Annotated in this window: 21 protein-coding genes; 8 read left to right on the forward strand and 13 right to left on the reverse strand. The window is 68.4% G+C overall.

Features of this window, described 5'->3' with window-relative positions:
• Positions 1 to 3: 3 nt before the first annotated feature.
• A complete protein-coding gene (locus ACTMTJ_RS00550; protein ID WP_441213984.1) occupies positions 4 to 1,107 on the reverse strand; it encodes a trypsin-like serine peptidase in 1,104 nt (367 codons plus the stop codon).
• 191 nt (positions 1,108 to 1,298) lie between these two features.
• Between ACTMTJ_RS00550 and ACTMTJ_RS00555 the strand changes: the two genes are divergently transcribed.
• Positions 1,299 to 1,718 carry a helix-turn-helix transcriptional regulator gene (locus ACTMTJ_RS00555; RefSeq protein ID WP_441213986.1) on the forward strand — a complete coding sequence of 140 codons (420 nt, stop codon included), beginning with the start codon at positions 1,299 to 1,301 and terminating at the stop codon, positions 1,716 to 1,718.
• Here the strand turns inward: ACTMTJ_RS00555 and ACTMTJ_RS00560 are convergent.
• From ACTMTJ_RS00560 to ACTMTJ_RS00570, 3 genes are read right to left on the reverse strand one after another with little or no spacing between them, the layout of a single operon-like run.
• A complete protein-coding gene (locus ACTMTJ_RS00560; protein WP_441213988.1) occupies positions 1,702 to 2,685 on the reverse strand; it encodes a nucleotidyltransferase domain-containing protein in 984 nt (327 codons plus the stop codon). The two genes, ACTMTJ_RS00555 and ACTMTJ_RS00560, sit on opposite strands and share 17 nt — an antisense overlap.
• A complete protein-coding gene (locus ACTMTJ_RS00565) occupies positions 2,682 to 3,071 on the reverse strand; it encodes a DUF1801 domain-containing protein (RefSeq protein ID WP_441213990.1) in 390 nt (129 codons plus the stop codon). The genes ACTMTJ_RS00560 and ACTMTJ_RS00565 overlap by 4 nt, the downstream gene beginning before the upstream one ends.
• Before the next feature lie 2 nt (positions 3,072 to 3,073).
• Positions 3,074 to 3,724 (reverse strand): hypothetical protein, encoded by a 651-nt coding sequence (locus ACTMTJ_RS00570; protein ID WP_441213992.1) that lies wholly within the window; start codon positions 3,722 to 3,724, stop codon positions 3,074 to 3,076.
• Positions 3,725 to 3,850: 126 nt separating this feature from the next.
• Between ACTMTJ_RS00570 and ACTMTJ_RS00575 the strand changes: the two genes are divergently transcribed.
• A complete protein-coding gene (locus tag ACTMTJ_RS00575) occupies positions 3,851 to 4,693 on the forward strand; it encodes an LLM class flavin-dependent oxidoreductase (RefSeq protein WP_441213993.1) in 843 nt (280 codons plus the stop codon).
• On the opposite strand, the gene ACTMTJ_RS00580 is transcribed toward ACTMTJ_RS00575, so the two are convergent.
• Positions 4,690 to 6,294, reverse strand: coding sequence for an FAD-dependent monooxygenase (locus ACTMTJ_RS00580; protein WP_441213995.1), 1,605 nt, complete (start codon positions 6,292 to 6,294; stop codon positions 4,690 to 4,692). The two genes, ACTMTJ_RS00575 and ACTMTJ_RS00580, sit on opposite strands and share 4 nt — an antisense overlap.
• A 129-nt stretch (positions 6,295 to 6,423) precedes the next feature.
• On the opposite strand from ACTMTJ_RS00580, the gene ctaD reads away from it, so the two are divergent.
• A complete protein-coding gene (ctaD, locus tag ACTMTJ_RS00585; RefSeq protein ID WP_441214474.1) occupies positions 6,424 to 8,151 on the forward strand; it encodes an aa3-type cytochrome oxidase subunit I in 1,728 nt (575 codons plus the stop codon).
• 29 nt (positions 8,152 to 8,180) lie between these two features.
• The gene (rraA, locus tag ACTMTJ_RS00590; RefSeq protein WP_441213997.1) at positions 8,181 to 8,648 is read left to right on the forward strand and encodes a ribonuclease E activity regulator RraA; all 468 of its coding nucleotides are present in this window, start codon (positions 8,181 to 8,183) and stop codon (positions 8,646 to 8,648) included.
• 88 nt (positions 8,649 to 8,736) lie between these two features.
• Here rraA and ACTMTJ_RS00595 read toward each other — a convergent pair whose 3' ends face one another.
• The 3 genes from ACTMTJ_RS00595 to ACTMTJ_RS00605 are packed head-to-tail and all read right to left on the reverse strand — an operon-like array spanning position 8,737 to position 11,794.
• Positions 8,737 to 10,263: a tripartite tricarboxylate transporter permease gene (locus ACTMTJ_RS00595; RefSeq protein WP_441213998.1), complete on the reverse strand. Its 1,527-nt coding sequence runs from the start codon at positions 10,261 to 10,263 to the stop codon at positions 8,737 to 8,739.
• A complete protein-coding gene (locus ACTMTJ_RS00600; protein WP_441213999.1) occupies positions 10,260 to 10,790 on the reverse strand; it encodes a tripartite tricarboxylate transporter TctB family protein in 531 nt (176 codons plus the stop codon). The genes ACTMTJ_RS00595 and ACTMTJ_RS00600 overlap by 4 nt, the downstream gene beginning before the upstream one ends.
• On the reverse strand, positions 10,787 to 11,794 hold the full coding sequence (locus ACTMTJ_RS00605; RefSeq protein WP_441214001.1) for a Bug family tripartite tricarboxylate transporter substrate binding protein: 1,008 nt from the start codon (positions 11,792 to 11,794) through the stop codon (positions 10,787 to 10,789). Before ACTMTJ_RS00605 ends, ACTMTJ_RS00600 begins: the two co-directional genes overlap by 4 nt.
• Positions 11,795 to 11,900: 106 nt before the next feature.
• Between ACTMTJ_RS00605 and ACTMTJ_RS00610 the strand changes: the two genes are divergently transcribed.
• From ACTMTJ_RS00610 to ACTMTJ_RS00620, 3 genes are all read left to right on the forward strand, one after another.
• Positions 11,901 to 13,526, forward strand: coding sequence for an ATP-binding protein (locus tag ACTMTJ_RS00610; protein WP_441214003.1), 1,626 nt, complete (start codon positions 11,901 to 11,903; stop codon positions 13,524 to 13,526).
• Positions 13,526 to 14,197: a response regulator gene (locus ACTMTJ_RS00615; protein WP_441214005.1), complete on the forward strand. Its 672-nt coding sequence runs from the start codon at positions 13,526 to 13,528 to the stop codon at positions 14,195 to 14,197. The genes ACTMTJ_RS00610 and ACTMTJ_RS00615 overlap by 1 nt, the downstream gene beginning before the upstream one ends.
• A 72-nt stretch (positions 14,198 to 14,269) precedes the next feature.
• A complete protein-coding gene (locus ACTMTJ_RS00620) occupies positions 14,270 to 16,591 on the forward strand; it encodes a PKD domain-containing protein (RefSeq protein ID WP_441214007.1) in 2,322 nt (773 codons plus the stop codon).
• A 68-nt stretch (positions 16,592 to 16,659) separates the two neighbouring features.
• On the opposite strand, the gene ACTMTJ_RS00625 is transcribed toward ACTMTJ_RS00620, so the two are convergent.
• Genes ACTMTJ_RS00625 through ACTMTJ_RS00640 form a run of 4 tightly spaced genes read right to left on the reverse strand, consistent with a single transcriptional unit; the run spans position 16,660 to position 23,675 of the window.
• Positions 16,660 to 19,818 (reverse strand): helicase HerA domain-containing protein, encoded by a 3,159-nt coding sequence (locus ACTMTJ_RS00625; RefSeq protein WP_441214009.1) that lies wholly within the window; start codon positions 19,816 to 19,818, stop codon positions 16,660 to 16,662.
• Positions 19,815 to 20,465: a hypothetical protein gene (locus ACTMTJ_RS00630; RefSeq protein WP_441214010.1), complete on the reverse strand. Its 651-nt coding sequence runs from the start codon at positions 20,463 to 20,465 to the stop codon at positions 19,815 to 19,817. The genes ACTMTJ_RS00625 and ACTMTJ_RS00630 overlap by 4 nt, the downstream gene beginning before the upstream one ends.
• The gene (locus tag ACTMTJ_RS00635) at positions 20,458 to 21,513 is read right to left on the reverse strand and encodes a DUF559 domain-containing protein (protein WP_441214011.1); all 1,056 of its coding nucleotides are present in this window, start codon (positions 21,511 to 21,513) and stop codon (positions 20,458 to 20,460) included. Before ACTMTJ_RS00635 ends, ACTMTJ_RS00630 begins: the two co-directional genes overlap by 8 nt.
• Positions 21,513 to 23,675, reverse strand: a complete 2,163-nt coding sequence (locus ACTMTJ_RS00640) for a hypothetical protein (RefSeq protein ID WP_441214012.1) — start codon at positions 23,673 to 23,675, stop codon at positions 21,513 to 21,515. The genes ACTMTJ_RS00635 and ACTMTJ_RS00640 overlap by 1 nt, the downstream gene beginning before the upstream one ends.
• A 225-nt stretch (positions 23,676 to 23,900) precedes the next feature.
• Between ACTMTJ_RS00640 and ACTMTJ_RS00645 the strand changes: the two genes are divergently transcribed.
• Complete coding sequence (locus ACTMTJ_RS00645; RefSeq protein ID WP_441214013.1) at positions 23,901 to 25,151, forward strand: 5'-methylthioadenosine/S-adenosylhomocysteine nucleosidase family protein; 1,251 nt, start codon at positions 23,901 to 23,903, stop codon at positions 25,149 to 25,151.
• A 139-nt stretch (positions 25,152 to 25,290) separates the two neighbouring features.
• On the opposite strand, the gene ACTMTJ_RS00650 is transcribed toward ACTMTJ_RS00645, so the two are convergent.
• Entirely contained in the window at positions 25,291 to 26,238 is a 948-nt protein-coding gene (locus ACTMTJ_RS00650; RefSeq protein ID WP_441214014.1) for an HNH endonuclease, read from the reverse strand.
• Positions 26,239 to 26,246 lie beyond the last annotated feature (8 nt).

Raw genomic sequence — 26,246 nt, forward strand, 5'->3', positions numbered from 1 at the left:
TCGTCAGACGAGTGCCGGCCCGACGAAGTTGACGCCGGCGGCGCGCAGGAGGCGGTCGTCGGTCAGCCGCCACAGCGGGACGGCGTTGTTGCCCGACAGGTATCGACCGCCGAAGTGAAGCCCCACCACCTGGTGTGTCTCCAGGTCGAACACGGGTGAGCCGGAGTTGCCGCCCAGCGTCGAGCAGTCGTGGACGAACCGGTCGCTGCCGTCGGTCCACGCGGTGATCAGGCCCGGTTGGAGCCGCTTGACGTCGTAGATGTTGCTGAAGATCTGCCGCATGTAGGTCGGGTCGTTGCGGCGTCCGTCCCAGGCTGGGTAGCCGATGACGTAGACCGGCCGCTCGGTGACCTCGCCGGGCCGGCTCGCGGCGACCAGCACCGGATCGGGCAGTGGCCGCGCCGCGCCGCCGGTCGGTGCGATCCGCAGGACCGCGAGGTCGAAGTGGTCGTGGATGCCGACGATGCCGGTGATGTCGAATGCGAGCGGTTCGAGCGCGCCGTGCTCTTCGTTGAAGTCGAGCGACGCGGACATGCCCGCCTCGAACCGCCACTCGTCGCCCTCGGCGCGGGCGAACTCCCGAGCCACGTGGCGATTTGTAATGATCGCGTCGGGGCCGGCGAGAAAGCCGGTGCCGATCCACTCGTAATCGGGATGGCCGACCACCTCGACCCGACCCACCCGGGCGATCGAGGCTTTGATCTCTTCGCGATGGCCGTCGAGAAACTGCCATTCGACCGGGGTGCGAACGAAATCCCCACCTTGGATGAACAGCGGGGGCCGGCCCTCCAGCACGATGATCGCCTCGAGCCCGACCTGCTCGCGCGGGGTCAGCTCGTCGTCCCTGCCTTCGATCACTTTGCGCAGGCCAGCGGTGCCCTCAAGGAGGAGCTGCTGCCGCTCGGCCGCCGCGGCCCGGGCCACGCCGGACACGCCGGCGCGGTCGGGCAGCTCGCCGGACGGAGCGGAATCGATATCGGGCTCCGCCGGGTCTGCCGGCTCGGGCAGCTCATTTTCATTGGTCGTGGACAGCCGGCCTTCCAGATCGGACAGTCGATCGCCAAATACGCTCCGGACCGCCTCCACGACGACGCGCCGATCTGCCATTTCAATCACCTTCGATGGGTTTCGGGCTTTCGAATTCGATCGTGTTGTCGCTGGCGAATAGCGCTATTTAGCTCAGGTTAGCCCGCGGCGTCGTGGCCGGGGCGCGATTTCGTCGGCGCCGCTGTCGGATCAACGACCGCGCTCGCTCCCACGGCGCGCGACTTGATCACCTGCGGGGCTATCCTGGCTGGGTGAGGCTTGAGGAGCTCCGGCACCTGCGGCGCGCACGCGACCTGATCGACCGGGAGTATGCCCGGCCGCTGGACGTGCGGGCGCTGGCGCGGGCCGCCTACATGTCTCCGGCGCACTTCTCCCGGCAGTTCCGCGCCGCGTTCGGCGAGACGCCGTACAGCTACCTGATGACCCGGCGGATCGAGCGCGCCAAGACCCTCCTGCGCCGCGGCGACCTGAGCGTCACCGACGTGTGCATGGCCGTCGGGTGTACCTCGCTCGGCTCGTTCAGCACCCGCTTCACCGAGCTCGTCGGGGAGAGCCCGAGCGCCTACCGGGCGCGCAACCACGCCGACCTGGCACCTATCCCGGGCTGCTGGTCAAAGCTTGTCACCCGGCCGAGCCGGCTACGAGAGGCGCAGGTCAGTCCCGCGTCGTAGCGGCGACGAGCTCGCGCAGCTCGGCCAGGTGTGCGTCGAGGGCGGGGTCGGGGGTTTCGGTCCAGGGTCCGTCGAGGTCGGGGCGGTGCCGCGTGACGTGCACGGTGAAGGCGGCGATCTGGTCACGGGCGTTTTCGGCCCAGGTGACGTCTTCGCCGACCGCGGTGCGGGCGGCGTAGCACAGGTCGATACGTTCGCGCAGCCACGCTGGAGCGAGGTCGGCGCGGCGCCCGGCGGTGGCCGGGTCGGCGGCGGCCAGGACCGCGACGCGGGCGGCGAGTGGGCGTTGGCCGTGACGTTCGGCCATGCGTTCGAAGCGGGTCCACTCCCGGCCCATGGAGCCGAGCCGTTCACCCCACCGCTCGATGAGGACCAGCCGCAGCGCGCGGGCCGAGACACGCAGCAGGTGGGTGGCCTTGGCCGGGTCCTCGAACTGGGCCTGGGTCGCCTCGGCGAGGGCGTCGGTGGCCTGCCGGCGCCAGGTGTCGATGCGGGCGGCGACGACCGCGGGGTCGAACCGGACGGTGCGTATCCAGGTGGCGAACGCGTCGCCGAGCGCGTCGTCGGGGTCGGCGGTGCGCCCGCCGTACGCCTTGTCCAGGCCGTGAAACCAGCGCGGGTCGCCGACGCGCGCGGCGGCGTGGTCCGGCCCGGCGGCGACCGCCTCGCGGATCTCGGCCGTGGTGAACGCGAGCCAGCCGACGTCGAGGGTCTGTGCGCGGCCGGACGCGGCCCACCAGTCGACGAGCGTGGCCCGGCGCTGGTCGAGCTGGGCCGCGGACTCGGCGGGATCGGCGCGGTCGTCGTAGATGGGTAGCAGGTCGATGTCGGACATCGGCCAGGGCTCGCCCCGCCCGAGGCTGCCGGCGACGATGAGGCCGTGCAGGCCAGGCGTTTGTCCGAGCACCGTAATGGCTTCGTCGAGGCGGTCGTCGATCAGCTGCCGCCACCGGTCGGTGGGCTTCACCCCTTGAGCTTGCGCCACCCACCGGCGCGGTTGTTGTCCGCGATGTGGCGCAGCATCGTCTTCAGCGCGGGCACGTTGATTTTCTGGTCGCGGTAGACGGCGATACACCGGGCGGTCTTGTTGTCGTGGCCGCTGGTGATGATGCCTTCGGGATCGGGGACGATCGCGCCGTCATAGAGAAACAGATTGATGTGGTCTTTGGTGGCCAGCAGGGCGCACACGTTGCCGTTGAGCACGAAGTACGGCTGGACGGTGCGCTTGATGGTCTCTTCGATCTCCGGCTCCGCGGCGTGGATGATGTCGCGCAGCTCGCCGCAGATGGCCTGCTGCCAATCGGGGAGCGCGTCGATGTAGGCGTCGACGCGGGGATCCTTGACGTAACTCACGGTCACACGTTACTGCGCCCCGTGGGAGGTGGGTCGATCGCGAGGCTCAGCTCGGTGGCCGGTGAGAACCGGTTCATCATGTCGTAGGCGCGCACGCTCACCCGGTAGATCCCGTATCCGCTGTAGGGCACGTACGCCTTGGTGTTGCCGACGTTTCGGACCAGGGTGTCGTTGAGGTAGACCTCGTAGCCCTTGACGGCGATGTCGTCGCGGGAGGCGTCCCAGCCGACCTGGAGGAATCCGCGTGCCGGGCCGGATATGCGCAGGTTGGTCGGCGCGCTCGGCGCACTGATGTCGAACCTGAACGTGGCGATCATCGCGGGAGAGGCGTTGCCGGCGGCGTCGACGGCCCGGATCGCGTGGGTGGCGCCGGTCGATGGCGGCGTGTTGCCCAGCGGGATGCTCGTGCTCGTGGTGGTCGCGCTCACGCCGTCGTTGCCGAAAATCTCGTATCCCACGACGCGGGTGTCGTCTGTGGACGGACTCCAGGTCAGTGACCACGCGGTGCCGTCGACGCGGAAACCACCGATCGGCGTGGTTGGCGGGGTGACGTCCAGCGGTCGGCAGGGAGCGGCGTGCGCGGGAGTGGCGGCGAACGCGGCAACGACGAGCCCGAGGCCCATCGCCACGAAGCGCCCATTAAATTGGCCCATGTCGATCGATGGTAAGGGTCGATCCGGGCCCGGACCAGACCGCCGGCAGTGCGTATTTACGCAGGTCACTGGGGTGTGGGGCCGTGCGGGACCTTCGATGCGCCGCGGTGCCCCTACCATCGGGAAATGATCGAATCGAACGTCGCGCCCGCGCGCCCAGCCTTGCGCTCCGGACTGTTCCTGCCGCTCTTCGACGAGCTCGCCGACCCGGTGCTCGTCGCCCGACTCGCCGCCGAGGCGGAAGAGGCGGGCTGGCACGGCGTCTTCGTCTGGGACCACGTGCACTGGCGAGAGCCGGTGACCGAGCTGGCTGACGCATGGATCACGCTGGCGGCCATCGCCACGTCGACCGAGCGGATCCGGCTCGGCCCGATGGTCACCCCGCTCGCGCGGCGCAGGCCGGTCAAGCTCGCCCGGGAGACCGCGACCCTCGACCGCCTCAGCGGTGGCCGTCTCAACCTCGGTGTCGGTCTGGGCAGCGACAGGTTCGGAAACGAGTTCTCCCTCACCGGCGAAGAGCTGGACGACCGGCGCCGTGCGGGCATGCTCGACGAGTCACTCGAAATCCTCGCCGCCGCCTGGTCCGGCGAGACCGTGCGGCACCGGGGCGAGCACTACGTGGTCGACGGCATGCGGTTTCTGCCCCGGCCGGTGCAGCGGCCGGGCGTGCCCGTGTGGGTGGCGGGCTTTCCCGGAAAGCCGAAGCCGATGCGCCGCGCGGCCCGCTATCAGGGCTTCGTCCCGATCAACGTCGAGAATCCCGACCAGCTCGCCGAGATCGTCGCCGACCTCGCGCGGCTGCGCGGCCACGATCCGGAGTCGCCCTTCGACGTCGTGGTCGACCTGCCACCGGGTACGGATCCGGCGCCCTACGCCAAGGCCGGTGCGACATGGTGGCTGGTGGGGCCCGCGTGGGACGCGATCTCCGTTGACCAGCTGCGCGGTGTGATCCAGGACGGCCCCGCCTAGCGGCAGAAGACCCGCGCCAGCGCCGCGCCTACCGCCTCGCCGGCGTCGTCGACCGCCTCGCGGGCGCGCCACGCGACCACGCCGTCGGGGCGGACGAGCGAGGCGCCGCTCGGGCCGATGCCGTACGCCTTGGCGAACTCGCCCCGCGGATCGTCGACGTCGCCGCCCGCACCGACGCGGCACACGGCCAGCGGGGCACCCAGCCGCTGGACGGCCCGCACCCACGCGGTGCCGTCCGGGCCGGTGAACAGCACCGCGTCGCAGCCGATGACGTCCAGTGTGGACAGTTCGGTGTCGCCGCGCCGCAGGGTCACGTGTGGGGCACGCACGCCGGGCCGGCCGGTCGGCGCCCGCGGGTCCTCCCACTCCGCGTCGACGTCCACGTCATCATCCACAATGGACCTCGAACGGTAGCGGTAGCCGAGGTCGATCAGGGCGTCGTCGATCACCGGCTCGAGACCGTCCGTGCCCAGCCCCGGATCCAGCCGGGTGACGTAACGGGTATACGCCTGCTCGACCGTCATCCGGGCGACCGGCAGGCGCTCCGCCTGGTACGTGTCGAGCAGGTCGGCGCCGGCCCGCCCGTCGAGCACGTGGGCGAGCTTCCAGGCGAGGTTGTGGGCGTCGTGCACGCCGGTGTTGCCGCCGTAGCCACCGGTCGGCGGCATGACGTGCGCCGAGTCGCCGGCCAGGAAGACCCGGCCGGCGCGGAAACGCCCGGCCCACTCGGCCGCGGCGTTCCACCGCTGCACGTCCTCGATCTCCACAGGCAGGTCGGGCGCGCCGAGGGCGTCACGCACGTACCGCACGCAGTCCGCCTCGGTCGCGGTCGCCCCGATCGCGGTGGTGCGGTTGCCGTCGCCGTCCAGCGCCGAGTTGACCACCAGGAAGCCGGACCGGCCGTCGAAGGAGAAGCGGAAGAAACCTTGCAGGCGCGGGTTTACCACGTAGACGACGCTGAGGTTGCGCCCGCGCAGCAGCGGCCGCACGTCGCCGCGGAAGTAGATCGTGATGCTGTCGGAAAAACTGCCGTGCCCGGCCATCTGGATGCCGAGCTGCTGGCGGACCGCGCTGCGCACACCGTCGGCGGCCACGGCGTAGGCGGCCCGCACCGTCGACTCCTCGCCGGTGCCGCGGTCGCGCACCAGCGCGGTCACCCCGTCCTCTTCGACCTGGAGTGAAACGAGCTCGCAGGAGTAGCGCAGCTGCCCACCCAGCGCGGCGGCCCGCGCGCGCAGCACCGGCTCCAACCCGATCTGGGTCACGAAGATCCGCGGCGACGGGCTCAGGTGCTCGACGCCCTCGTTGATGTTTTCGAAGAACCACTGCAACTCGCGGCCGCTCAGCGACTCCACCGCCACGATCGCGCCGTTCTGCTCGAACTCCCGCTCGGCGGCCGCGATCACCTCTTCCTGGAGTCCCACGCCGCGAAACAGCTCCACGGTCCGCTGCATCAGGAACGCCGCGCGGGGGTGGATGGCGGTGCCGGGGTGGCGCTCGACCACAAGGTGCTGCACACCGTGGTGGGCCAGGAAGACAGACATCGACAGGCCGACAAGGCTGCCGCCCACGATCAGCACCGGAGTCTCCACGTGCCGCATACGCAGCAAGCTACTCCGCGGCGATCGGCGCGGGAAGGCATGAACGTCGATGTTTGGTGCGGGAGGGCCGGGGAATGCCGCGCGCCGGGGGTGAGCGCCGTGACCAGGATAGAACCGCGTCCGAGCCCGATGGTGGCACGGCCGTGGCCGGTGCGCGAGCAGGTCCGCGGGTCGTTCCTGAGCCGCACGCTGCGCTCGACGGACGCCAAGCAGATCGGGATCATGTACGGCGTCACCGCGTTCGCGTTCTTCGTGATCGGCGGCCTGATGGCACTGCTGATGCGCGGTGAGCTGGCCCGCCCGGGCATGCAGTTTCTCTCGCCCGAGCAGTACAACCAGCTGTTCACCATGCACGGCACGATCATGCTGCTGCTGTTCGCGACGCCGATCGTGTTCGCCTTCGCCAACTACGTGGTCCCGCTCCAGATCGGCGCCCCGGACGTGGCCTTCCCGCGGCTCAACGCGCTCGCCTACTGGCTGTTCGCGTTCGGTGGCGCGCTCGTCGTCGCCGGGTTTCTCACCCCGGGCGGCGCCGCCGACTACGGCTGGACCGCCTACACACCCCTGTCGACCGCCAGGCATTCGCCGGGCGTGGGGGCCAACCTGTGGCTCGTCGGCCTGGTGCTCTCCGGCCTCGGCACGATCCTCGGCGCGGTCAACATGATCACCACGATCCTGACGCTGCGGGCACCCGGCATGACCATGTTCCGGATGTCGATCTTCACGTGGAACATCCTGCTCACCAGCGTGCTGGTGGTCCTGGTGTTTCCGCTGCTGGCCGCGACCCTGCTCGCCCTCGCCGCGGACCGGCTGCTGGGCGCGCACGTGTACGACCCGGCCACCGGCGGGCCGCTGCTGTGGCAGCACCTGTTCTGGTTCTTCGGCCATCCCGAGGTGTACGTGGTCGCGCTGCCGTTCTTCGGCATCGTCAGCGAAGTGATCCCGGTCTTCGCCCGCAAGCCGATCTTCGGCTACAAGGGCCTGGTCGGGGCGACCATCGCGATCACACTGTTGTCGATGAGCGTGTGGGCGCACCACATGTTCGCCACCGGCCAGGTACTGCTGCCCTTCTTCTCGTTCCTGAGCTTTCTGATCGCCGTCCCGACCGGCCTGAAGTTCTTCAACTGGATCGGCACCATGTGGCGCGGCCAGCTCACCTTCGAAACCCCGATGCTCTTCTCGATCGGGTTCCTCGTCACCTTCCTGCTCGGCGGCCTCTCCGGCGTGCTGCTCGCCTCCCCGCCGGTCGACTTCCACGTCACCGACTCGTACTTCGTGGTCGCCCACTTCCACTACGTGCTCTTCGGCACCATCGTGTTCGCCGTGTACGCCGGCATCTACTTCTGGTTTCCCAAGGTGACCGGCCGCATGCTCGACGAGCGGCTCGGCCGGGTGCATTTCTGGCTGACGTTCATCGGCTTCCACACCACGTTCCTGGTGCAGCACTGGCTGGGCAGCGAGGGCTTTCCCCGGCGGTACGCCGACTACCTGCCCACCGACGGGTTCACCACGCTCAACACGGTCTCCACGATCGGTTCGTTCGTGCTGGGCGCGTCCACGCTGCCGTTCCTCTACAACGTGTGGAAGTCGTACAGGGCCGGGCAGGAGGCGACCGTCGACGACCCGTGGGGCCACGGCAACTCGCTGGAGTGGGCCACGTCCTCACCGCCACCGCTGCGAAACTTCGACCGCATGCCGCGCATCCGCTCGGAACGGCCCGCCTTCGACCTGAAGTTTCCCCACCTGGCCGCCGGCGGCCAGTCCGAGGCCGGCCCGCCCGAGGGCGGCGCCAAGCCGTTGACACGCGAATCCCGCGGCGGCGCCACCTACCAGGAGGACACCTCGGACGAGCACTGAGCCGCCCGCCAGCCGACTACCATGATCGAATGCCTGACTTCGCGACCGCGGACCTGTACGACGAACTCGGCGACGCGCTGGACTCCTGCGACCTACAGCTCAAGCAGTTCGGCGCGCGAACCCACTTCCACGGCCGCATCGTCACGGTCCGCTGCCACGAAGACAATGCGCTCTTGAAGTCTGTGGTATCCGAGCCGGGTGAGGGCCAGGTGCTCGTCGTCGACGGCGGTGGATCGGTTCACCGGGCCCTCATGGGCGACGTCATCGCCGCGCTAGCCCAGGGCAACGGCTGGGCCGGCGTCGTCGTCAACGGCGCCGTGCGCGACGTGGCGGCGCTGCGCACCATCGACATGGGCATCAAGGCGCTCGGCTCCAACCCCCGCAAGAGCACGAAAACCGGCGCCGGCGAGCGCGACGTCGAGGTCACCTTCGGCGGCTGCACCTTCCGCCCCGGCGCCGACCTCTACAGCGACGAAGACGGCATCGTCGTCAAATAGACACTGTGGTCGCTGTCCATTGGTGGTGAAGCGCGGAGGGTGAGGCCGCGGGAGCAGCGGTCCGGACCACCGCGGACATCGCGGTAGCTCAGATTTTGGTCATTGTTTGGCTCTTTGGGCTTGTGGTGGTTTTGGCGGGGGGGACGAAACGGCGCAGCAGCGGCCAGAGCAGGATCACCGCGATCGCCGTGTAGATCAGGTAGGACACCGGGCCGCCGATCAGGCCGGACAGGTCGCCGCCGGACAGCTGGAGTGCCATGCGGCCTTGCCGTTCGGCGATGGGGCCGAGGATGACGCCGACGATCAGGGGTAGGACGGGCAGGCCGAAGCGGCGCATGGCGAAGCCGAGCAGGCCGAGGGTCAGCAGCAGAAACAGGTCGAACGGCTGGGCGTTGACGGCGTAGGCGCCCATCGAGGCGAAGAAGACGATGCCCGCGTAGAGGTAGGGGCGGGGGATCTGGAGCAGCTTCGCCCAGGCCGGTGCGAGCGGGAGGTTGAGCACGAGCAGTAGCAGGTTGCCGACGAACAGGCTGGCGATCAGTGTCCACACCAGAGTGGACTCGCGTTCCAGGAGCAGTGGCCCGGGCTGGATGCCGTAGGACTGGAACGCGGCGAGCATGACGGCGGCGGTCGCGTTGGTGGGCAGGCCCAGGGCGAGCATCGGCACCAGGGTGCCGGCGGCCGAGGCGTTGTTCGCGGCTTCCGGGCCGGCGACGCCCTCTATGGCGCCTTTGCCGAACTCTTCCGGGTGTTTGCTGAGCTTCTTTTCGGCCGTGTACGACAGGAAAGTGGGTAGCTCGGCGCCGCCGGCCGGCATGACGCCGAACGGGAAGCCGAGGGCGGTGCCGCGTAGCCAGGGGCGCCAGGATCGGCGCCAGTCTTCGCGGCCGAGCCAGGGCTGCCCGACGGGGATGACCTCGTCGGCCTTGCGGCGCAGGTGCGCGGCGACCCAGAGGGCTTCGCCGATGGCGAAGATGCCGACCGCGACCACGACGACGTCGATGCCGTCGGCCAGTTGGGGGATGTCCAGGGTCAGGCGCTGCTGGCCGGTGACCCGGTCGATGCCGATCAGCCCGATGACGAGGCCGAGCAGCAGGGCGGCGAAGCCTCGTATCCGGGAGGCGCCGAGCACCGCGCTGACCGCGATGAAGCCGAGCAGCATGATGGCCAGGTAGTCCGGCGCGCCGAGGCTGATCGCGAATGTCACCATGACCGGGGTGACCAGCACCAGCAGCAGGGTGCCGATGGTGCCGGCGACGAACGATCCGATCGCGGCGGTGGCCAGGGCTTGGGCGGCGCGGCCGGTTCTGGCCATCTTGTTGCCTTCGATGGCGGTGACCACGGAGGAGGATTCGCCGGGGGTGTTGAGCAGGATCGAGGTGGTGGAGCCGCCGTACATGCCGCCGTAGAAGATGCCGGCGAACATGATGAACGCGTGCGCCGGCTCCATCCCGTAGGTCAGGGGCAGCAGCAGCGCGACGGTCATCGCCGGGCCGATGCCGGGCAGGACCCCGACGGCGGTGCCCACGGTGACGCCGATGAGCGCGATGAGCAGGGACATCGGCGTCAGGATGTGGCCGAACCCGTCGAGCAGGCTGCTCAGGTTGTCGATCACAGTATTCCCTGCAATATGCCGGCGGGCAGGTTGACGCCGAGCCCGATCGCGAACCCGTAGAAGGTGAGCAGCGATAGCGCTACGGCGATCGCCGCGGTGAGCAGGTAGCGGCGGGAGCCGAGCGCGAACGCCGCGCCCCAGAACAGCAGCGTCCCGCTGATCACCCAACCCAGCGGCTCGATCAGCACCGCGTTGAGGGCGAACGCGGCGATCAGCAGCAGCACGGTGCGCCAGTCGACCTTCGATCCGAGGTCGATGTCTTCGCCCTGCTCGGGTGCGCCGGTGCCGCCGCGGGTCACATCGATCGCGTACACCACGGCGACGACGAGCAGCAGGACACCGAGGATGATCGGCACCGGGCGGGGGCCGATCGGGTCGTTGCTGCTGGTGGCCTGGCCGGTGCGGCTGGCGTCGACGATCACTAGGACGCCGACCAGGGCGAGGAAGGCGCAGATGCCGTACTGCGCGCGATCCCGGGCCCCGGTCCGGCCCGTCTCGGACTGGACCGGGGCGGTCGCCTGGCTCACGTCAGCCCCAGCCCGGTCAGGATGTCGGCGACGGCTTTGTCCTGCTCGGTGAGGAACGTGGCGAACTGGTCGCCGGTGACGAACGCGTCGCTCCAGCCGTGCTTGGTCAGCTCCGTCTTCCACGCCTCGGTGTCGTGCATCTTGGTCAGCACGTCGATCCAGGTCTGCTTGTCGGCGGCGGAGATCTCCGGCGGCGCGACGATCCCGCGCCAGTTGGTGAAGATCAGGTCGATGCCGGACTCCTTGAGGGTCGGGGTGTCCTTGACCGCGTCCAGGCGCTGCTCGCCGGTCACCGCCAACACCCGGACCTGGCCGGCCTCGACCTGGTCGAGAAACTCACCCACACCGCTGGCCCCAAAGGCGATCTTGCCGCCGAGTACCGCCGGCAGCAGCTCGCCGCCGCCGTCGTAGGAGACGAAGTTGACCTGCTTGGGGTCGATGCCGACGGTCTTGGCCAGCTGCATCGGCAGCAGGTGGTCGGGTCCGCCGGGCGACGAGCCGCCGCCGACGGCGACCTTCTTCGGGTCCGCCTTCCACGCCGCGACAAGGTCGTTGATCGTCTGGTACGGCGAGTTCTTGGGCACCACGATCGCCCCGGGCTCCTCGATCACCTTCGCCAGCGGTGTGGTCTGGGTCAACTTCGCCGGCGACTTCTGGGTGTACGAGGCGCCGACCACGCCCAGCCCCATCTGCATGGCGAGCTTGCCGTTGCCCTTCTCGTTGACCGTGCGCTGGAGCCCGACGGTCCCGCCGGCGCCGGACAGGTTGAACACCTCGACACCGGAAGCGATCTTGCCGTCCTCCATCACCTTGGCGATGGTTCGCGCGGTGGTGTCGTACCCGCCGCCCGGGCTGTTGGGCACCATGAGCCGCAGGTTGGTGACTGGTTTGTCCCCGGACGTCCCACTGGCTTCGTTATCGTCCGCGGTGGCGCCGCACGCGCTCAGCGCGAGCATCGACACGGCTGCGGCCGCACCGACGAGCGCCTTCGTCGAAGTTTTCATCGCGGTTTCTCTTTCGTTTCGAGAGAGGCTGGCGCGATGATGGTGGCCCCGCGGCAGGCGGTACGTCTGCCTTGCGTTAACAGCGAAGGTTAAGAACATTGTGGTCGTGATCTCCCGGCGACCGACGCTGGCCGGTCAGCTTTTCGCGCTCCAGCTCGCGATCATCGTGATCGTGCTGGTCGCGGTCGCCGCGCTGTCGCTGGCCCAGTCGACCGCCACGTTCGACCGGGTCGAGGGCCGCCGGGTGGCCGCCCTGGCCGAGCAGCTGGCCGACAACCCGCTGGTGCGCGCCCAGCTCGACGAGCCGGCCCCGCGCGAAGCGCTGGCCCCGCTGGTGCAGACCAGCCAGACCCAGTCCGGCGTCACGTCGGTGACCATCGCCAACGCCCGCGGGATCGTGGTCAGCTCGACCAACCCCATCCTGATCCGCGGCCAGCTGCCGTTCGGCGATCCGCGCGTGGCCGAGGGCCGTGGCTGGTCCGGCGAGCTACGCGTGGACGGCTCCCGGGAGCTGGTCGCCCAGGTGCCGGTCCTCGGCGCGGAACGGCACAACCTCGGCCAGCAGCTCGGCTTCGTGATGATCGGCGAGGCGTCACCGACGATCTGGCAGCGGGCCCGCAACGCCACCTCCAATCTGGTCATCTACCTCGGCCTGGCCAGCCTCGTCGGGCTGATCGGCTCGTGGCTGCTGGCCCGGCGGATCAAGCGCCAGACGCTCGGGCTCGAGCCGCGTGAGATCGCCGGCCTCGCCGAGCACCGGGAGGCGATGCTGTACGGCATCGCCGAAGGCGTCATCGCGCTCGACCCGCACCACCGCGTCACGCTCGTCAACGCGGTCGGCCGCACGCTGCTGGACCTGCCCGAAGACTGCGTCGGCAAAAGCCTGACCGAGCTGCGGATCGAGGGCCGGCTGCGCGACGTGCTGACCGGCTCGGACCGCGACGGCCAGGCCCGCGACGAGGTCGTGCTGCGCCGCGGGCGGGTCCTGGTGATGAACCAGATGGACGTCACCAAGGACGGCCACCGGCTCGGCTCGGTCACCACCCTGCGCGACCGCACCGAGCTGGCCCAGCTCGAACGCGAGCTCGGGTCGTTCCGCAGCAGCACCGAGCTGTTGCGGGCGCAGGCACACGAGTTCGCCAACCAGCTGCACACCATCTCCGGCCTGATCCAGATCGGCGAACACGACGAGGTCGTGCGATACGTCGACGCGCTCGCACGGCACCGCGAATCGCTCGACCTGGCGCTGACCAGCCGGATCCACGACACCGCCGTCGCCGCGCTGCTGATGGCCAAGTCCGCCCAGGCCGCCGAAAGCCGCGTGCAGCTGCGCATCTCCGAACGCACGTCACTGGACCGGCTCGATCCCGCCGACTCCGCCGACGTGGCCACCGTCGTCGGAAACCTCGTGGACAACGCGATAGACGCCGCCACGGCGGGCGACCCTGGGTGGGTCGAGGTCGAGCTGCGCCAGGACGCGTCCACAGTGGAGATCGTGGTCCGTGACTCTGGTCCTGGGGTGGCGGCGGAGCTGGCTCAGGAGGTTTTTTCGCACGGCTTCACGACCAAGGCGGCCAAGGGCGGGGAGCGGGGGATCGGTCTTGCGCTGACCCGGCTCGTCTGCAAACGCCACGGCGGTGAGGTCGCGGTGTCGAACACGTCGCCTGGTGCGGTGTTCACCGCGCGGCTGACCGTCGGAGAGCCGGCGATGAGTTCTTCGAAGGGTGCCTGATGATCGGCGTGCTCGTGGTCGACGACGACTTCATGGTCTCCCGGATCCACTGTGGATTCGTCGACCGCATCCCCGGCTTTCACGTCGTCGGCACCGCACACACCGGCCAGCAGGCCCTCGACGCCACCCGCGACCTGCGCCCCGACCTGCTGCTGCTCGACCTCTACCTGCCCGACATGTTCGGCCTCGACGTCGTGGCCAAGCTACGCACCGCCGGCCACGAATGCGACGTCCTGGTGATTTCCGCCGCCAAAGAAGCCGAAGCGGTCCGCGGCGCCGTCCGTCACGGTGTCATCAACTACCTGCTCAAACCCTTCGGCTTCGACGACCTACGCCAACGCCTGGAGCAGTACGCCGCCCAACGCAGCGGCATGTACATCGCGGAGGTACACAACCAAGCCGATGTCGACCGGGTCCTCGCCCGCGCCTCCGGACGCACCTCGACCGCACTCCCCAAAGGACTCAGCGCCGAAACCGCCCAACTCGTCGAAAACGCGCTCCGCGCCGCCACCGAAACCCTTTCCGCGGCCGAATGCGCCGACCAGATCGGCATCTCCCGCGTCAGCGCCCGCCGCTACCTCGAACACCTCCACGACACCGCCAAAGCAACAGTCACACTGCGATACGCCGTACCGGGACGCCCCGAACGTCGATACCGCTGGACTGGTTAGCCGATAGCCGCTACCGGTCGCTCATGATCTCATCGCGGTGACTTTCTCTCTCCGCACACATGGGGGCCAAGCGTGCGCAGGACGTTCCGCGCCGGCATCACCGCGATCGCGTTGACCGGCGGCACCGTGGTGGGTGTCGTCACCCCGGCTCACGCCGCCGCCCCGGTCCTCTACGTCAAGCAGGACGCCGCCGTCTGCGCGGACACCGGTGCCGGCACGCAGCAGCAGCCCTTCTGCACCATCGGGGCCGCGGCAGCGGTCGCCGGCGCGGGGCAGAGCGTGGAAATCGCCAACGGGCAGTACGGCGAGCGCGTCACCATCGCCCGATCCGGAACCCCGGAGCGGCCGATCGTGTTCCGGGCCGCGACGGACGCGGTGGTGCAGCTGTCCGGGCCCACCGCCGGCATCGTCATCGACGGCCAGCACGACATCGTGCTGCGGGGAATCCGCGTCAACGGAGGCACGGACGCGCCCGCCCTCGACGTCAGCCGCTCGTCGGCCATCGCCGTCGACGGCGGCAGCTACACGATGTCCGGGACCCCAGCGACCGTGCCCGCGATCCGGCTGGCCGAGGTTCACGCGTCGACCTTGAAGAACATCAGCGTCGCCGGCCGGGTGCCAGACGGCATCCACATCGACACCTACAGCTCAGGTGTCGTCGTCGACACCGTCTCGGTGAGTGGCCCGGTCAGTGACGACGGCAGGCTCGCCGACGGCATCGAGGTCGGTGGGCGTGACAATCAGGTCATCAACAGCACCGTCGACGGCTGGACCGGCGCCGCCATCCTGGTCTGGCACACCGCCGCCGACACCCTCGTGGTCAACAACCAAGTCAACGGCGGACCCGGCCACGGCATCCACAGCCGCGGCCCTCTCCGCACGTACATCGTCAACAACACGGTGAAGAACCGCTGCGCCGACGGCATCCGCGCAGACGCTTTCACGAGCAGCACGTCCATCGAAAACAACGTCCTGATCGACAACGGCACCTTCGACGCCAATCTCTGCGGCGAGGCGCCAGCTGACGGCGTCGACATCGGGATCTACGAGGACGCGGTCGGGCATACCCGCGTGGGCTGGAACAACACGCGTAAGCGGGACGGAAAGCTGAACTACGCGTGGGACGGCACCCGGATGAACGCGCACACGTTCTTCCTGACGTCGGGCGAGGGAGCCGGCGACAGGGAAACGCTGGACGCCACCGAGGACATCGACTCGGCCTACGAAGCCGCGTTCGGATACCCCCAAACCGACCGGCTCGGCAGGGCCCGCATCGACGACCCGGACGTGCCGAACACCGGCGTCGGCGTGGACGGCGGCTACGCCGACCGCGGCGCCGTCGAGGCGAGCCACCTCCCAGAGCCTCGCGCCACCTTCGCCCTGGACCTCGCCGCCGCCACGGTGAAAGTGGACGCCTCCACCTCGCTGCCCGGCACTGTCCCGATCGCCTCCTACGAGGTCGACTTCGGCGACGGCACCATCGTCAAGCAGACATCGCCGGTCGTCAGCCACCGCTACGCCAACCCGGGCACGTTCAACGTCAAGACCACAGCCATCGGGACCGACGGCCTGTCAGCGTCCCGCACGGACCAGATCTCCGTACTGCGGGCCACCGCCACCGCCGGGCTGATCTCCCTGCCCCTGCTGCGGTACGTCGGCGGCAGCCAGTCGGGCACATCGCTCGACGTCAACCGGGACTCCCTGACCACCGACGCGCAGCTCGATCTCGCCGACGCCGGCTCCGGACACGTCGCGATCCTGCACCGAGCGACCGGAAAATACGCCTCCGCCGACACCGCCGGCACCCAGACACTCCGACTCGGACGCGTCGCGGTCGGCAACACCGAAAAGTTCACGCTCATCCGCAACGCCGACGGCAGCATCAGCCTCAAATCAGTGGCCAGCGGCCGCTACCTCAGCATCGTGGCGCTCGACAACCCGTTCTTGATCGCCAGCCGCACCGCCATCGGCGCGTGGGAGAAGTTCTACCAAGTTAAGATCGTCGACGCGGCGCGCTCTTTCAAGGCCAGCGCCAACGGCAAGTTCGTCTCCGCCGAACAGGCCGGCACCAAGCCCCTGATCGCCAGCCGACCCGCGGCCAACCTCTGGGAAAAGTTCGACATCGTCGACCTGGGCAGCGGGAAGGTCGCGCTGTTCGCCCGGGTCAACAACAAGTTCGTCGCCGCCGAGTCCGGTGGGACGAAGCCCCTGCTCGCGGGCCGGGTCGCGGTCAGCTCCTGGGAAACGTTCACCCTCATCCGCAACAGTGACGGCACGGTGAGTTTCAAGGCCGCCGCCAACAACCTCTATGTGTCGGCCGAGCAGGCCGGCGCCCAGCCACTGATCGCCAGCCGACCCGCCATCAACACCTGGGAGAAGTACACAATGAGCTGACGGAGTGGGATCGAGCCACGGCGTCACATCGGCGTAGCGGATCAACCCCGCGCGCAGGTTTCGGATGACTAGCGCGCACGGGCGCGGTCGAGGACCTCCTCGGTCGTCAGCGGGCTCTTCGGGTGGTGGCTGAGGCACAGCGGCGTTCGCACCTTTTGCGGGGCCTCGCCCTCGGCCGCGACGTAGAACTCGCCGGTGCTCAGCCGTGAGACGTCTGGGACGTCTCCGCCCTTCGCCTTCGCCATCTCACGTGCGGCTTCGATCTGGATCGGGCTGTTCAGTAGGCCGTAGAACTGGGTGGCCGCGTTGCCCGGAATGCGGTTGTGCAGTCCCTTCGGCGCCTGGGTGGCGAATACCAGCCCGAGACCGTACTTGCGCGCCTGTGAGGCCAGGGCAAGGGTGCTCTGTGTGCACGCCGTCATGGTCCCCGATGGTGCGAGGGTCTGGGCCTCGTCCATCACGAACAGGCCGAGCAATGGCCGATCTCCGGCCGGGTGCTTCTTGATGTGTGCGAAGAGAGCCATCTCCAGTTGGTTGACGAAGCTCTGGCGCATGTCGTCGGAGGGGAGGCCGACCAGGCTGATCACCGAGATACGCGCACGCTTTCCAGCAGACGGTGTCAGCAGGATGGCCGGGTCCAACGGTGTACCGTCGCCGCCGAACATCGGGTCGTTGTCTATCGACGCAGTGAGTGTCTGAGCCAGGCCGCTGGCTATCTTGTCGGCTTCTTCGAGCCCGCTGACCCCGTCCGGCAGGTCGGCAAGCGTCTCGATCAGGCCGCGCAAGGTGCTGCCGCCGCGCCGGCCGTAGTGATCCACCGCGCGTCGCAGGACAGCAAGGCCGAGGTGCGCCTTTGCGGCCCGACTGTCCAGCCGCGCCCGCGGGGTCAGCGCGGCCACCGCCGAGTCGACAGCCTCGTTGAACTCGTCTGGGTCATCGAGCACGCTCGTGAAGTCTGGCAATGGTTGGAAGCTCAGCGGTCGTCCGGTTTCCCGCCTTGGCGTCCACACGACGACCTCGGTGCCGGCGATGTAGTTGGCGGCCTTCTCCGCGTCGCCGCCGCCCCATGCTTTCGGCGCCGAGGGCCACGGATCGCCGAGCCGGGCAAGGTCGTTGTTTGGATCAAGCACGATGGCGGACACGCCTTGGAGGGCGCATTCCTCGACCAGGCGCCGGATCAGCACCGTCTTGCCCGATCCCGAGCCGGCGAAGATCGCGACGTGCTTGCGCAACGACTCGAGGGCCAGGTTGACGGGTTCACCGGTGGTGTGGTCGTGGCCCACCGTCAGCGTCGGCGCCGCTTGCTGTGACTCGCCGGACATCTGCGTCAACGGAGTCGGCTCAGCGGTGGCGGCTGCCGGTTCTTTCGACGGCGTCGGCGACTCCGACACAGCCGCCATGGCCTGACGGAAGATCTGGATTTCGCTGGCTGGTCGTCGTTGTATCAGCCATGCGGGCAGGTCGACGGCTGCTTCGTCGAGCATGACCTTGAGCGCGGCCAGGGCACGGAGGTCAGACTCTTCGAAGGCCAGCGTCATCGTGTTCTTGGACTTGAGTCCCTCGATGATGTTCAGCGTCTTCGGACCGGTCCACGCGCCTTTGCGCAGGAAGTAGAGTCGGCGCTTCGGCACCTGGTATTCGACACCCGCCGCCGTGACCGCTCGCTTGATGCGATGCAGCGCCGCCACGCCGTGATGCTTGGCGCTGATCGCCCGGAAGGACCAGTGCGCCTGGTCCTCGGTGCGTTCGTTCAGAGTGCGGCGAAGCCTTGCGTGGAGTGCGGGTTTGGCGCTCGGCGGACCGTCCTGGTGAAAAGTCTCGTCGGTCCCCCCTTGTTCGATGATCCATGCCGTCAGCCCAGCCGAAAGCAGGCCCGGCACGACGGTGTCTTCACGATCGGGGTCGAGCGGTGTCACGACGTCGGCTTCGTCCTTCAGTTCGCTGAAGCGCGCGTCAAATTGCTTGGCTACGTCGTCGGTGATGCTTGTAGGGACGAGCGCCGCCGCACTCGGCTCGCTGCTTGGTGGTTCGCCTAGGCGCTTGAGCTCTCGGACCTGGTCGTTCAGCACACAGTCGCGGACGTGGGCGTCGATCTCGATAAGCAACTGCCGCGGAGTGAACTTGGCGGCGGTGTCGAACGCCTCGGGACGGATCGGCCACGATGGGTAGGGCGGTGTGAACCGGACCTGCCGGAAGCTGTGGGCAAACCGCTTCTCGATGAGGCTCCGGGCGATGGCGGCGTCCCGGATCGTCAACATCTCCTCGGGTTCGCGGAAGCGGTCCCGCACGGTGTCGGTGGCTTTGCTCTTGATGAGCATCCACGATGGTGGGATGCAAGCCACAAGGGTCAGCGTCCGGCGGGTGTCCTGGCGCAACGCCATGAGCCCGTGCGCGATCTGTTCGATGACGAGCAGCTGTGCCCAGTCGTCGGCGTTTGCCGGTTCGGGCTGGTGCCCCTCGTGTGATGCCACCGACGACTGTGAGATCAACGTGTCGATCTGGTCGACGGCCATAACGGTGGGGCCAGTCAGTGCGAGGAGCTTGGACAGCTCGCGGACGATCTCCTGCGCGGTGCGCGGCTTCCGTTTCATGCGCCACGGTGCGCGCTCCCCGGGTTCGGCCTCCGGCTCCGAGCTGAAGTAGTTTTCCGCGAGGTCGCGATGCGCGACGTTATCCGAGGCCGACAGTGCGAGCGCGCGGGCGGTGTCGTCACACTCGCGTGCGACCAGCCGGTCGTAGTCGCCCAAGCCGAGGACGAAGGCGTCCAGCGCCGCCGGAGTCAGTTCGGTTTCCCCCATGACGGCACGCCGTGCCGACCGGGGCGCGCCAACCACCGACGAAAGCCGCCGTAGGAACAGTCGCAGCTGGGTATCACTACCCGGAACGCCTCGAAAGAGGCCTTCCAGCATCGAGGCCAGGACGCTGTCCCAGAATCCCTTGGCATCGAGCAGGCTAACCAGGAAGAAGTAGCCACCCTGGTCCTGGATCTGTTGGCGAACCCATCCGAGCAGGTGGGTCTTTCCCGAGCCACGTCGGCCCTTCAATATCAGGCCGAGCGGGCTGGCGTCCTTACTCGCTTTCGCGTCGGCCATGCCCGCGAGGACGTCGTTGACCACGCCTTGGTGCAGCCCTTCGACATGGAACGGCGACGGGCGCCAGACGTCGTCGGGTACCGGCGCCCAGTCGAACCTGAGCGCTGCCAGTGCTTTGCGTTCGTCTTCGTTCATCGCGTTCCGATGGCAATCAGGTGGGTGTCCTGCCCGCCAACCCGAACCGCGTTGCGGCGATCCTCGGCGGTGAGCGTCTTCTGGTTGGATTCAGGCATCATTTCCACGTCCTCCGCCCGGCTGAGCAGCCGGAAAGCCTCGTCGAGCACCTCACCGGGCACGTCAGCGAGTTTCTGGCGAAGGTATGTGTGCTTAAGCCAGGCACCGGGATGTGGGACTAGCGAGCCGTAGACCTTGCGAATCCGCACGTCGAGGTCGTCATCATCGGGCACCGCGACATCGTCATCGGTTACCGGGGCGGTGCGGGAGAACATCTCTCCGAATCTGCGATACGCGCCACCCTTCAGCACCCGTTCCCGGAGGTTGTCGTGCAGCGCGCTCAGCGCCGCTCCCAGCGTCCTGGCCCGTGGACTGTCGAAGTTGAGCTCTTGGTGCACGCGGTCCCAGCCCTTGTCGTCCAGCACGTGGACGAAGGATCGGCCCTTCTTCTCGCTCCTGACGTAGCCTGCGTCGTTGAGCTTTCTGCGGCTTTCGCCAGTCAAGGTTATCTGGTAGAGCTTTTCCAGATCAGGGTTGGAAACTTCTCGTGCCTCCGCCATCAACACGATGAGCAGCGCACTCTCGGACGGAGTGAGATTGTCAGCCACTATGCGGTCCTTTCGCCATGTCATGCCTTCGTGCCCGAATGAGATGTTCGATTTGCGCCGCTACCGCCTGAACATCGTGCATCACTCGCGCGTTGGTGAACCGGAGAACGGCGTAGCCGTCCAGCTGCAACTGCACGTCGCGGACCCGATCGGCGTCGTACTGCTCGGGCCGGCAATGCTCGACCCCGTCCAACTCCACCACCACACGCTCGGTGGGCCACAGTAGGTCGGGCCGAATCGGGCTCCGTACCAACGTCGGCTGATACGCGGCGTTCCAGATCCGACCGTATGCCCACTCCTGGCGCGCCAGTACCGCCTCAAGCGCGGCCTCGACGCTGCTGCGTGGATGCGGTCGCCCAAGGACGGCCAGTGGTGCCCGCGTCGACGCCACGTCGGTTTTATGCGGCACCGGCAGCAGGTGGACGCTGCCGACGCGCTCAGGGTTGGGTGATTCGGTGCCGGTGAGCCATACGCCTAGGCGGCCGCGACCGGCGAGCCACTCCACAGCCGCTACCACGACGTTGTTGGCGGACGTCGGTCCGGGCTTCGTCTCGGTAGGTATGGCCAGCACCAGCCGGTCGCGCTCGTACCCCCTCGCGACGATGCGGGCAAGGCCGGCGACCCGCACCTCGGGCCGCAGTCGCGCGCGCGAGGGTCGGCCGGTCAGCGCGCGTTCCGCCAGATCGGCCAGGAAAGCACTGGAATAGCCCGCGACGCGCGCCCGCTCGGTCGCCACGGCCCGGATCGCGGTCAGCGCGGCGCCCTGCGGACCGTCGAGCTCATCCACCTCAGGAAGCCATCCGGGGAGGAGCTGTCGGGCGACCGCGTCAAGGGCATCAAGCACCTCGGCCACAAAGGCAGCCACCGAGCCGGTCGCCGACGGCGCCATCACGACGGTCGCCGGGAGATCGCCGAATCGAGCGACAGCCGCGGCGACGTCTCCAGCCGAGGCACCCGAGATGTGCACCACTCGATCGAAGGGAACCCTGGCCAGTTGGCGGTGCCAGGCGGCCTCGCCATCGCGCAGCATCGTGATCGCGTCTCCCATCACGCCTCACGCGGCCTATATGGAACGCCGTCCGCGTCGAGACCGTACGCACGGAGACGGTCGACGAGCGGGCGATCGACGGTCTCCGTGGCGTTGAGCAACGCCACGAGCCGATCGGCGGCCTGGAACGTGCCCGCATCGACTTCGCGTCTGAGTTCGGCCTCGTTTCGCAGCTCGAACAACAGTGCGGTGAGCTGCCGGGCCGCCGCCTCGTCTCCGCTGCCGATCCGGCGCCGCAGATAGGCGAGCTGCGCCTGGATCGCGGCTCCGTCGATGGTCGTGCCGGAGGCGAGGAGCTTGGCCAGCTGACGAGAGGCGGCCTCGTCACCGGCATCCGCTCGCTGCTGAAGGTCGTCTACCCGGCCGTGCGTCGCCAGCAGCTCGGCCAAAGAATTGGCGGCCGGTTGGTTGCCCCCATCCGCGCGCTCACGCAGTTCATCGACCGCTCCACGGTCTGCTAGCAGGGCGGCGAGGTCCTCCGCGGCGAGGAGGCTGCCGGCGTCGGCTCGCGCCCGCAACGCGTCGGCTTCGCCGGCGTCGACAAACACCTCGGCCAGGCGCCGGCCAGCCTCGAAATCGCCATCCGCCGAGGCCGCCCGCATTTCGTCGATACGCGGGGCAAGCGTGAGGATCTGTTCAAGCCGGTCGGCGGCTGGTCGATCGTCCGGGGCGTCCCGCAAGTGTCGTTGCAGCAGGTCGACTGCCTCCCGCTCGCGGCCACTCCGGAAAAGCACACCCGCGAGTTCGGCAGCTCCCGTGCCATGCCGGTCGAAAAGCCGGCGCAACGCCTCTTCCTCGTGGCAATAGCGCATCCGCGCGTTCGCCGCGGCGGCGAGGCGACGGAGGTCCTCCGCATCCTCGGCGGCGGAGATCAGTGTCTCCCACGCACTGCGCGGAGGGCACTCGGTACGCCGGATGTGCTGGGCCACGTAGTCGGCAACGACGTAGCCGGCCAGCAACCCGGCCTGGCCGTCGTCGACCGGTGTCAGGGCGGACACCGCACCGTGGAGCTCCTGCCCGCCGAAAGCCAGGGCATCCGCCAGCCATCGCCGCGGCCGGTTGACGCGCTGCGACGAGGTCAGATACCCGCTGATCGCCGACTCGAAGGCGTTCTCGGCGACCGGTGACAGGACTCCGAGCCGCCGCGCGTCGGCGGCGAAACTGATGACGGCTTTGGCGTAGGGATCCGGCGCCTGTTCCCACCGGTGCAGCAGGTCGGGTCCGGCAGCGAGCACCTGAGTGAGCCCGGCGTCCTTGACATCGAGCGCGAGCCGGATTCGAGTGTCGGTCTCCGCGATGCGCTCGGCCTCCGCCTGCTCCGGCCCCGACAGTACGTCCGGCACGCTCACGACCTCGGCGAGTTCGAGGAGGCGGCGATCGTTCTCGTGTTCCGCGGGAGCGCCGAGGCCGCGTGGCGTCTTCCTCTTCAGGTAGTCGTCGGGCCACAGGGTCGCGACCACGATCGCGGGAAACTGGAGCAGCCGAATGACGTGTTCTTTGGTCAGCCGAAGGTCGGCACCGAAGAAGCGGTGCATTTCATCGAGCCAGATAATGATCCTTTGCCGTGGACCATCCAGCAGTTCGACGATCTCGCCGGTGCCGGCCGGCTGAACAATTGGCCAGTTCGGAGCGACTACATGGACAGCCTCGTACAGCGATCTTGTCTTGCCCGAGGATGATCGGCCGACCAGCACGACGAAGCAACCCCGCTCGATCCCCGCGGAAATGAGCTTCCGCAAGTCATCGTCGAAGTCACGGCTAACGTACTCGGGCAAGTCTCCAATGCTTTCCTCGGCGGAGATCGCCGCGTGGATCCCCAGCTGACGGGGTGATACCTCGTCGAAGCGCGGTATCGGGCTGGCCGGCTGCGTCTCGGCGAGCCGATTCCAGGCCTCCTGCCAAGTCGCCTGATCGGCCTGAGCCACGTCAAAGACCTTGAGCAGGCACGACAGCACCTCCTTCGCCGGGCGCTTGCCTTTCATCACCGGGCTCAACGTCGCCGGCGGCAGGTCACGCGGAAGTTTGAGGCGCTTGGCCCGCAACTGAATGGCGGCGAACGACATATCTCGATCAGCTTTCAGCCGATTGAGGAGCTTCCCGAACGCCACCCAGTCCTGGACGTCCGCAAGATCGGCAGCACTGACGATTGCCAGGTAGCTCAACCCCCTTGCGCACGCCTTGACGCTGTTCGACGGAGGGCGTCGAACGTTCGCGAACAGCCTACGAACCGCCTCTCCGGAAAGCCATCGTCAGAGTTGAGCGCCAGGATCATCCGAACGGACCCCTTCGAGATCGTGCGGGATCGTTCCAAACCCTCGACCGACTCACGTTTGCGCTGCTCACATGGGCTCCATCCGCGAACGGTCCACGAAACATCAGGGGGTCCAATGGACAACTGGCTCACATTCATGCGCACAGTCGAGTACTGGCAACTTCGCCCCAAGGATTGGGTGCTGGACGAGCAGCGAGCCGTGGCTCTACACGCCGCTCGCGACAGTGCAGTGAATCACTACGGGGGAAGCACTGACCGCGTCGATGTGCTGGTGGTTGCGGCATTGCCGGAGGAGTTCGACGCGGCCAAGGCCGCTGGCCTGGCGAGCGCTCCGGCGGGTCCGGGAGTGCTTCGGTGGGAGGAGCGCGACCTGGACGGTGTCCCACCGTTCCTTCGGGGCGAGTACCGTGTCGATGGGAGGGCTCGATTCACGGTGGCGTTGGCCCGACCGACGCAGATGGGCGGTCGCGCTACAGGACCATTCGCTGCGTCATTGGTCGATCGGTTGTGCCCGTCGTTGCTGGCCATGTGTGGCGTCTGCGCCGGCAACCCCGCAGACACGGCGCTGGGTGACGTCGTGGTCGGCGAGCCCGTCTATGAGTGGGACGAGGGCAGGGTGTTGGCCTCCGGGTTCGAGGGCGATCACCGGCAATTCCGGCTGGAGCCCCGCTGGCTGCGTGCCGCGCAGGACTTCGACCCCAGCCGGTTGGACAGCTACGGCGACGCCAGCGAAGACGAGTCATTGCTCTGGTTTCTCGAACTGTTACACCGCGGGCAGCAGCCACGCAGCCACCCCGCGCGCGACGCCTACTTCCCAAGCGGCACCTGGCAGGGGCGCCTAGCACGGCTGGAGGGAGAAGGTCTGATCCGGCGCGAGCCGACCGGCGAGGCGGCTCTGACCGGCAAGGGGTCCGGCCTCGTACAGCGACGGCTCTACGACGACGTCGACGGGCCGCAGCGGCTTCCGTTTCGCGTGCTCGCCGCGCCAATGGCCAGCGGCAACGCGGTCGTCGCCGATCCCGACGTATGGGGTCGGCTGAGGGCGATGGGCATGCGGAACGTCACCGCCGTCGAGATGGAGGCCGCTACCATCGCGACCATCGCCCATGATCGGGGACTTGACTGGTTCGTCGCCAAGGGTGTCATCGACCACGCAGACACCAGGAAAGACGACCGCTACCGGCAATTCGCCGCCCGCGCCTCAGCGCAAGTCGTGTTCGCCTTGCTGGAACGCCTCGCGGTAAAGACAAAAACGGCCACACAGCGCATGACCGAGTTGGCTCGAACGGCCGGGACCTCCAGTGCGTCTGGTCGCGGACCCGTAGGCGGTTACCGTGCGCCGATGCCCCAGCGGGCGACGACTTGACCTTGCGGGAAAGTCGGACGTCCATGGGTGGTCGCCACTCGGCTGGCACGGAGGATGAGGCCGTTCCTCTGCCGGGTGGTGATCCCCATGTCGGCCGTCGCGTCGCTGGCGCGCGACGGTGGCTCGTCGAGGTCGTGGGTCAGGCGGCGCGGAACTGTGTGTAGCGTTCTTCCAGCCGTTCGGGGTCGGGGTGGTCGCGGCGGGAGCGGGGTAGAAACATTGTGGCGCCGTGCATTTCTTGCAGGCCGTGGCGCAGCATCGGCCCATCGATCTCGGCAAGGATGTCCTGGCGGACCTCCACGACACGGTCGGGTCGGATACCGATGATGTCGGCGTCGTAGGCAGCGTGGTGGATTTTGCACATGGCCAACCCGTTGGGGACGACCGGCTCACCGTGCGGGTGGTGGTCGGGCAGTATGTGCGCGGCGTCCAGCAGGGGCGCGTGCCGCAACCGGCACAGCGCGCAGCGGGATTCGTAGGCGCGTAGGACTTTGGGACGGAACAGCACCTGGTGCAGTCGCTGGAGGGTCAGGCGGCGGGTGTAGCGGCGGTCCAGCGGCGTGTCCGCACCGGAATCCTCGTCGTCGGGGTACTGGCCGAGGCCCACCCCGAACTCGTGTGCCGTCTGGTCTTCGTCCACTAGGTACACCGGGTAGATGGCTTGGTAGACGCCGCGGGCGACGGGATAGAAGTAGGCCAGCGGGGCTTGGCGTCGCATCGCCTCGCGCAAGGCTCGGTTGTCCGGGTGGTTCGGGTCGGTGCCGCGCCATTTGTAGCGCAGGCTGCCGTCCTGGCTGACCTCGTCGGCGTAGGGTGCCTCAGCTCCCGGTGGGGTCCAGGTGGTGCGGATGGTCAACGCCGCGTCGAGCTGCGCCGGCTTGCGAATGCCGGGCTGGACGATCAGCCGCATCGGGGCGTCCGCGAACACAAACGAGTTGATCACCTCGGAGGGAGCGCCGTCCGGGTGAGCGGCACTGACTCGGCTCAGATGGGCGAACATCGCCGCGCGCAGTTGCGCGTCCAGATCCCCGCTGCCGCCCACACGGCCTTTATAGTCCACCGCTCGGTGGGACGGGGAGTCGGACACACGGCTGT

Source organism: Phytohabitans sp. LJ34 (genome assembly GCF_052068095.1).
GTDB lineage: Bacteria > Actinomycetota > Actinomycetes > Mycobacteriales > Micromonosporaceae > Phytohabitans.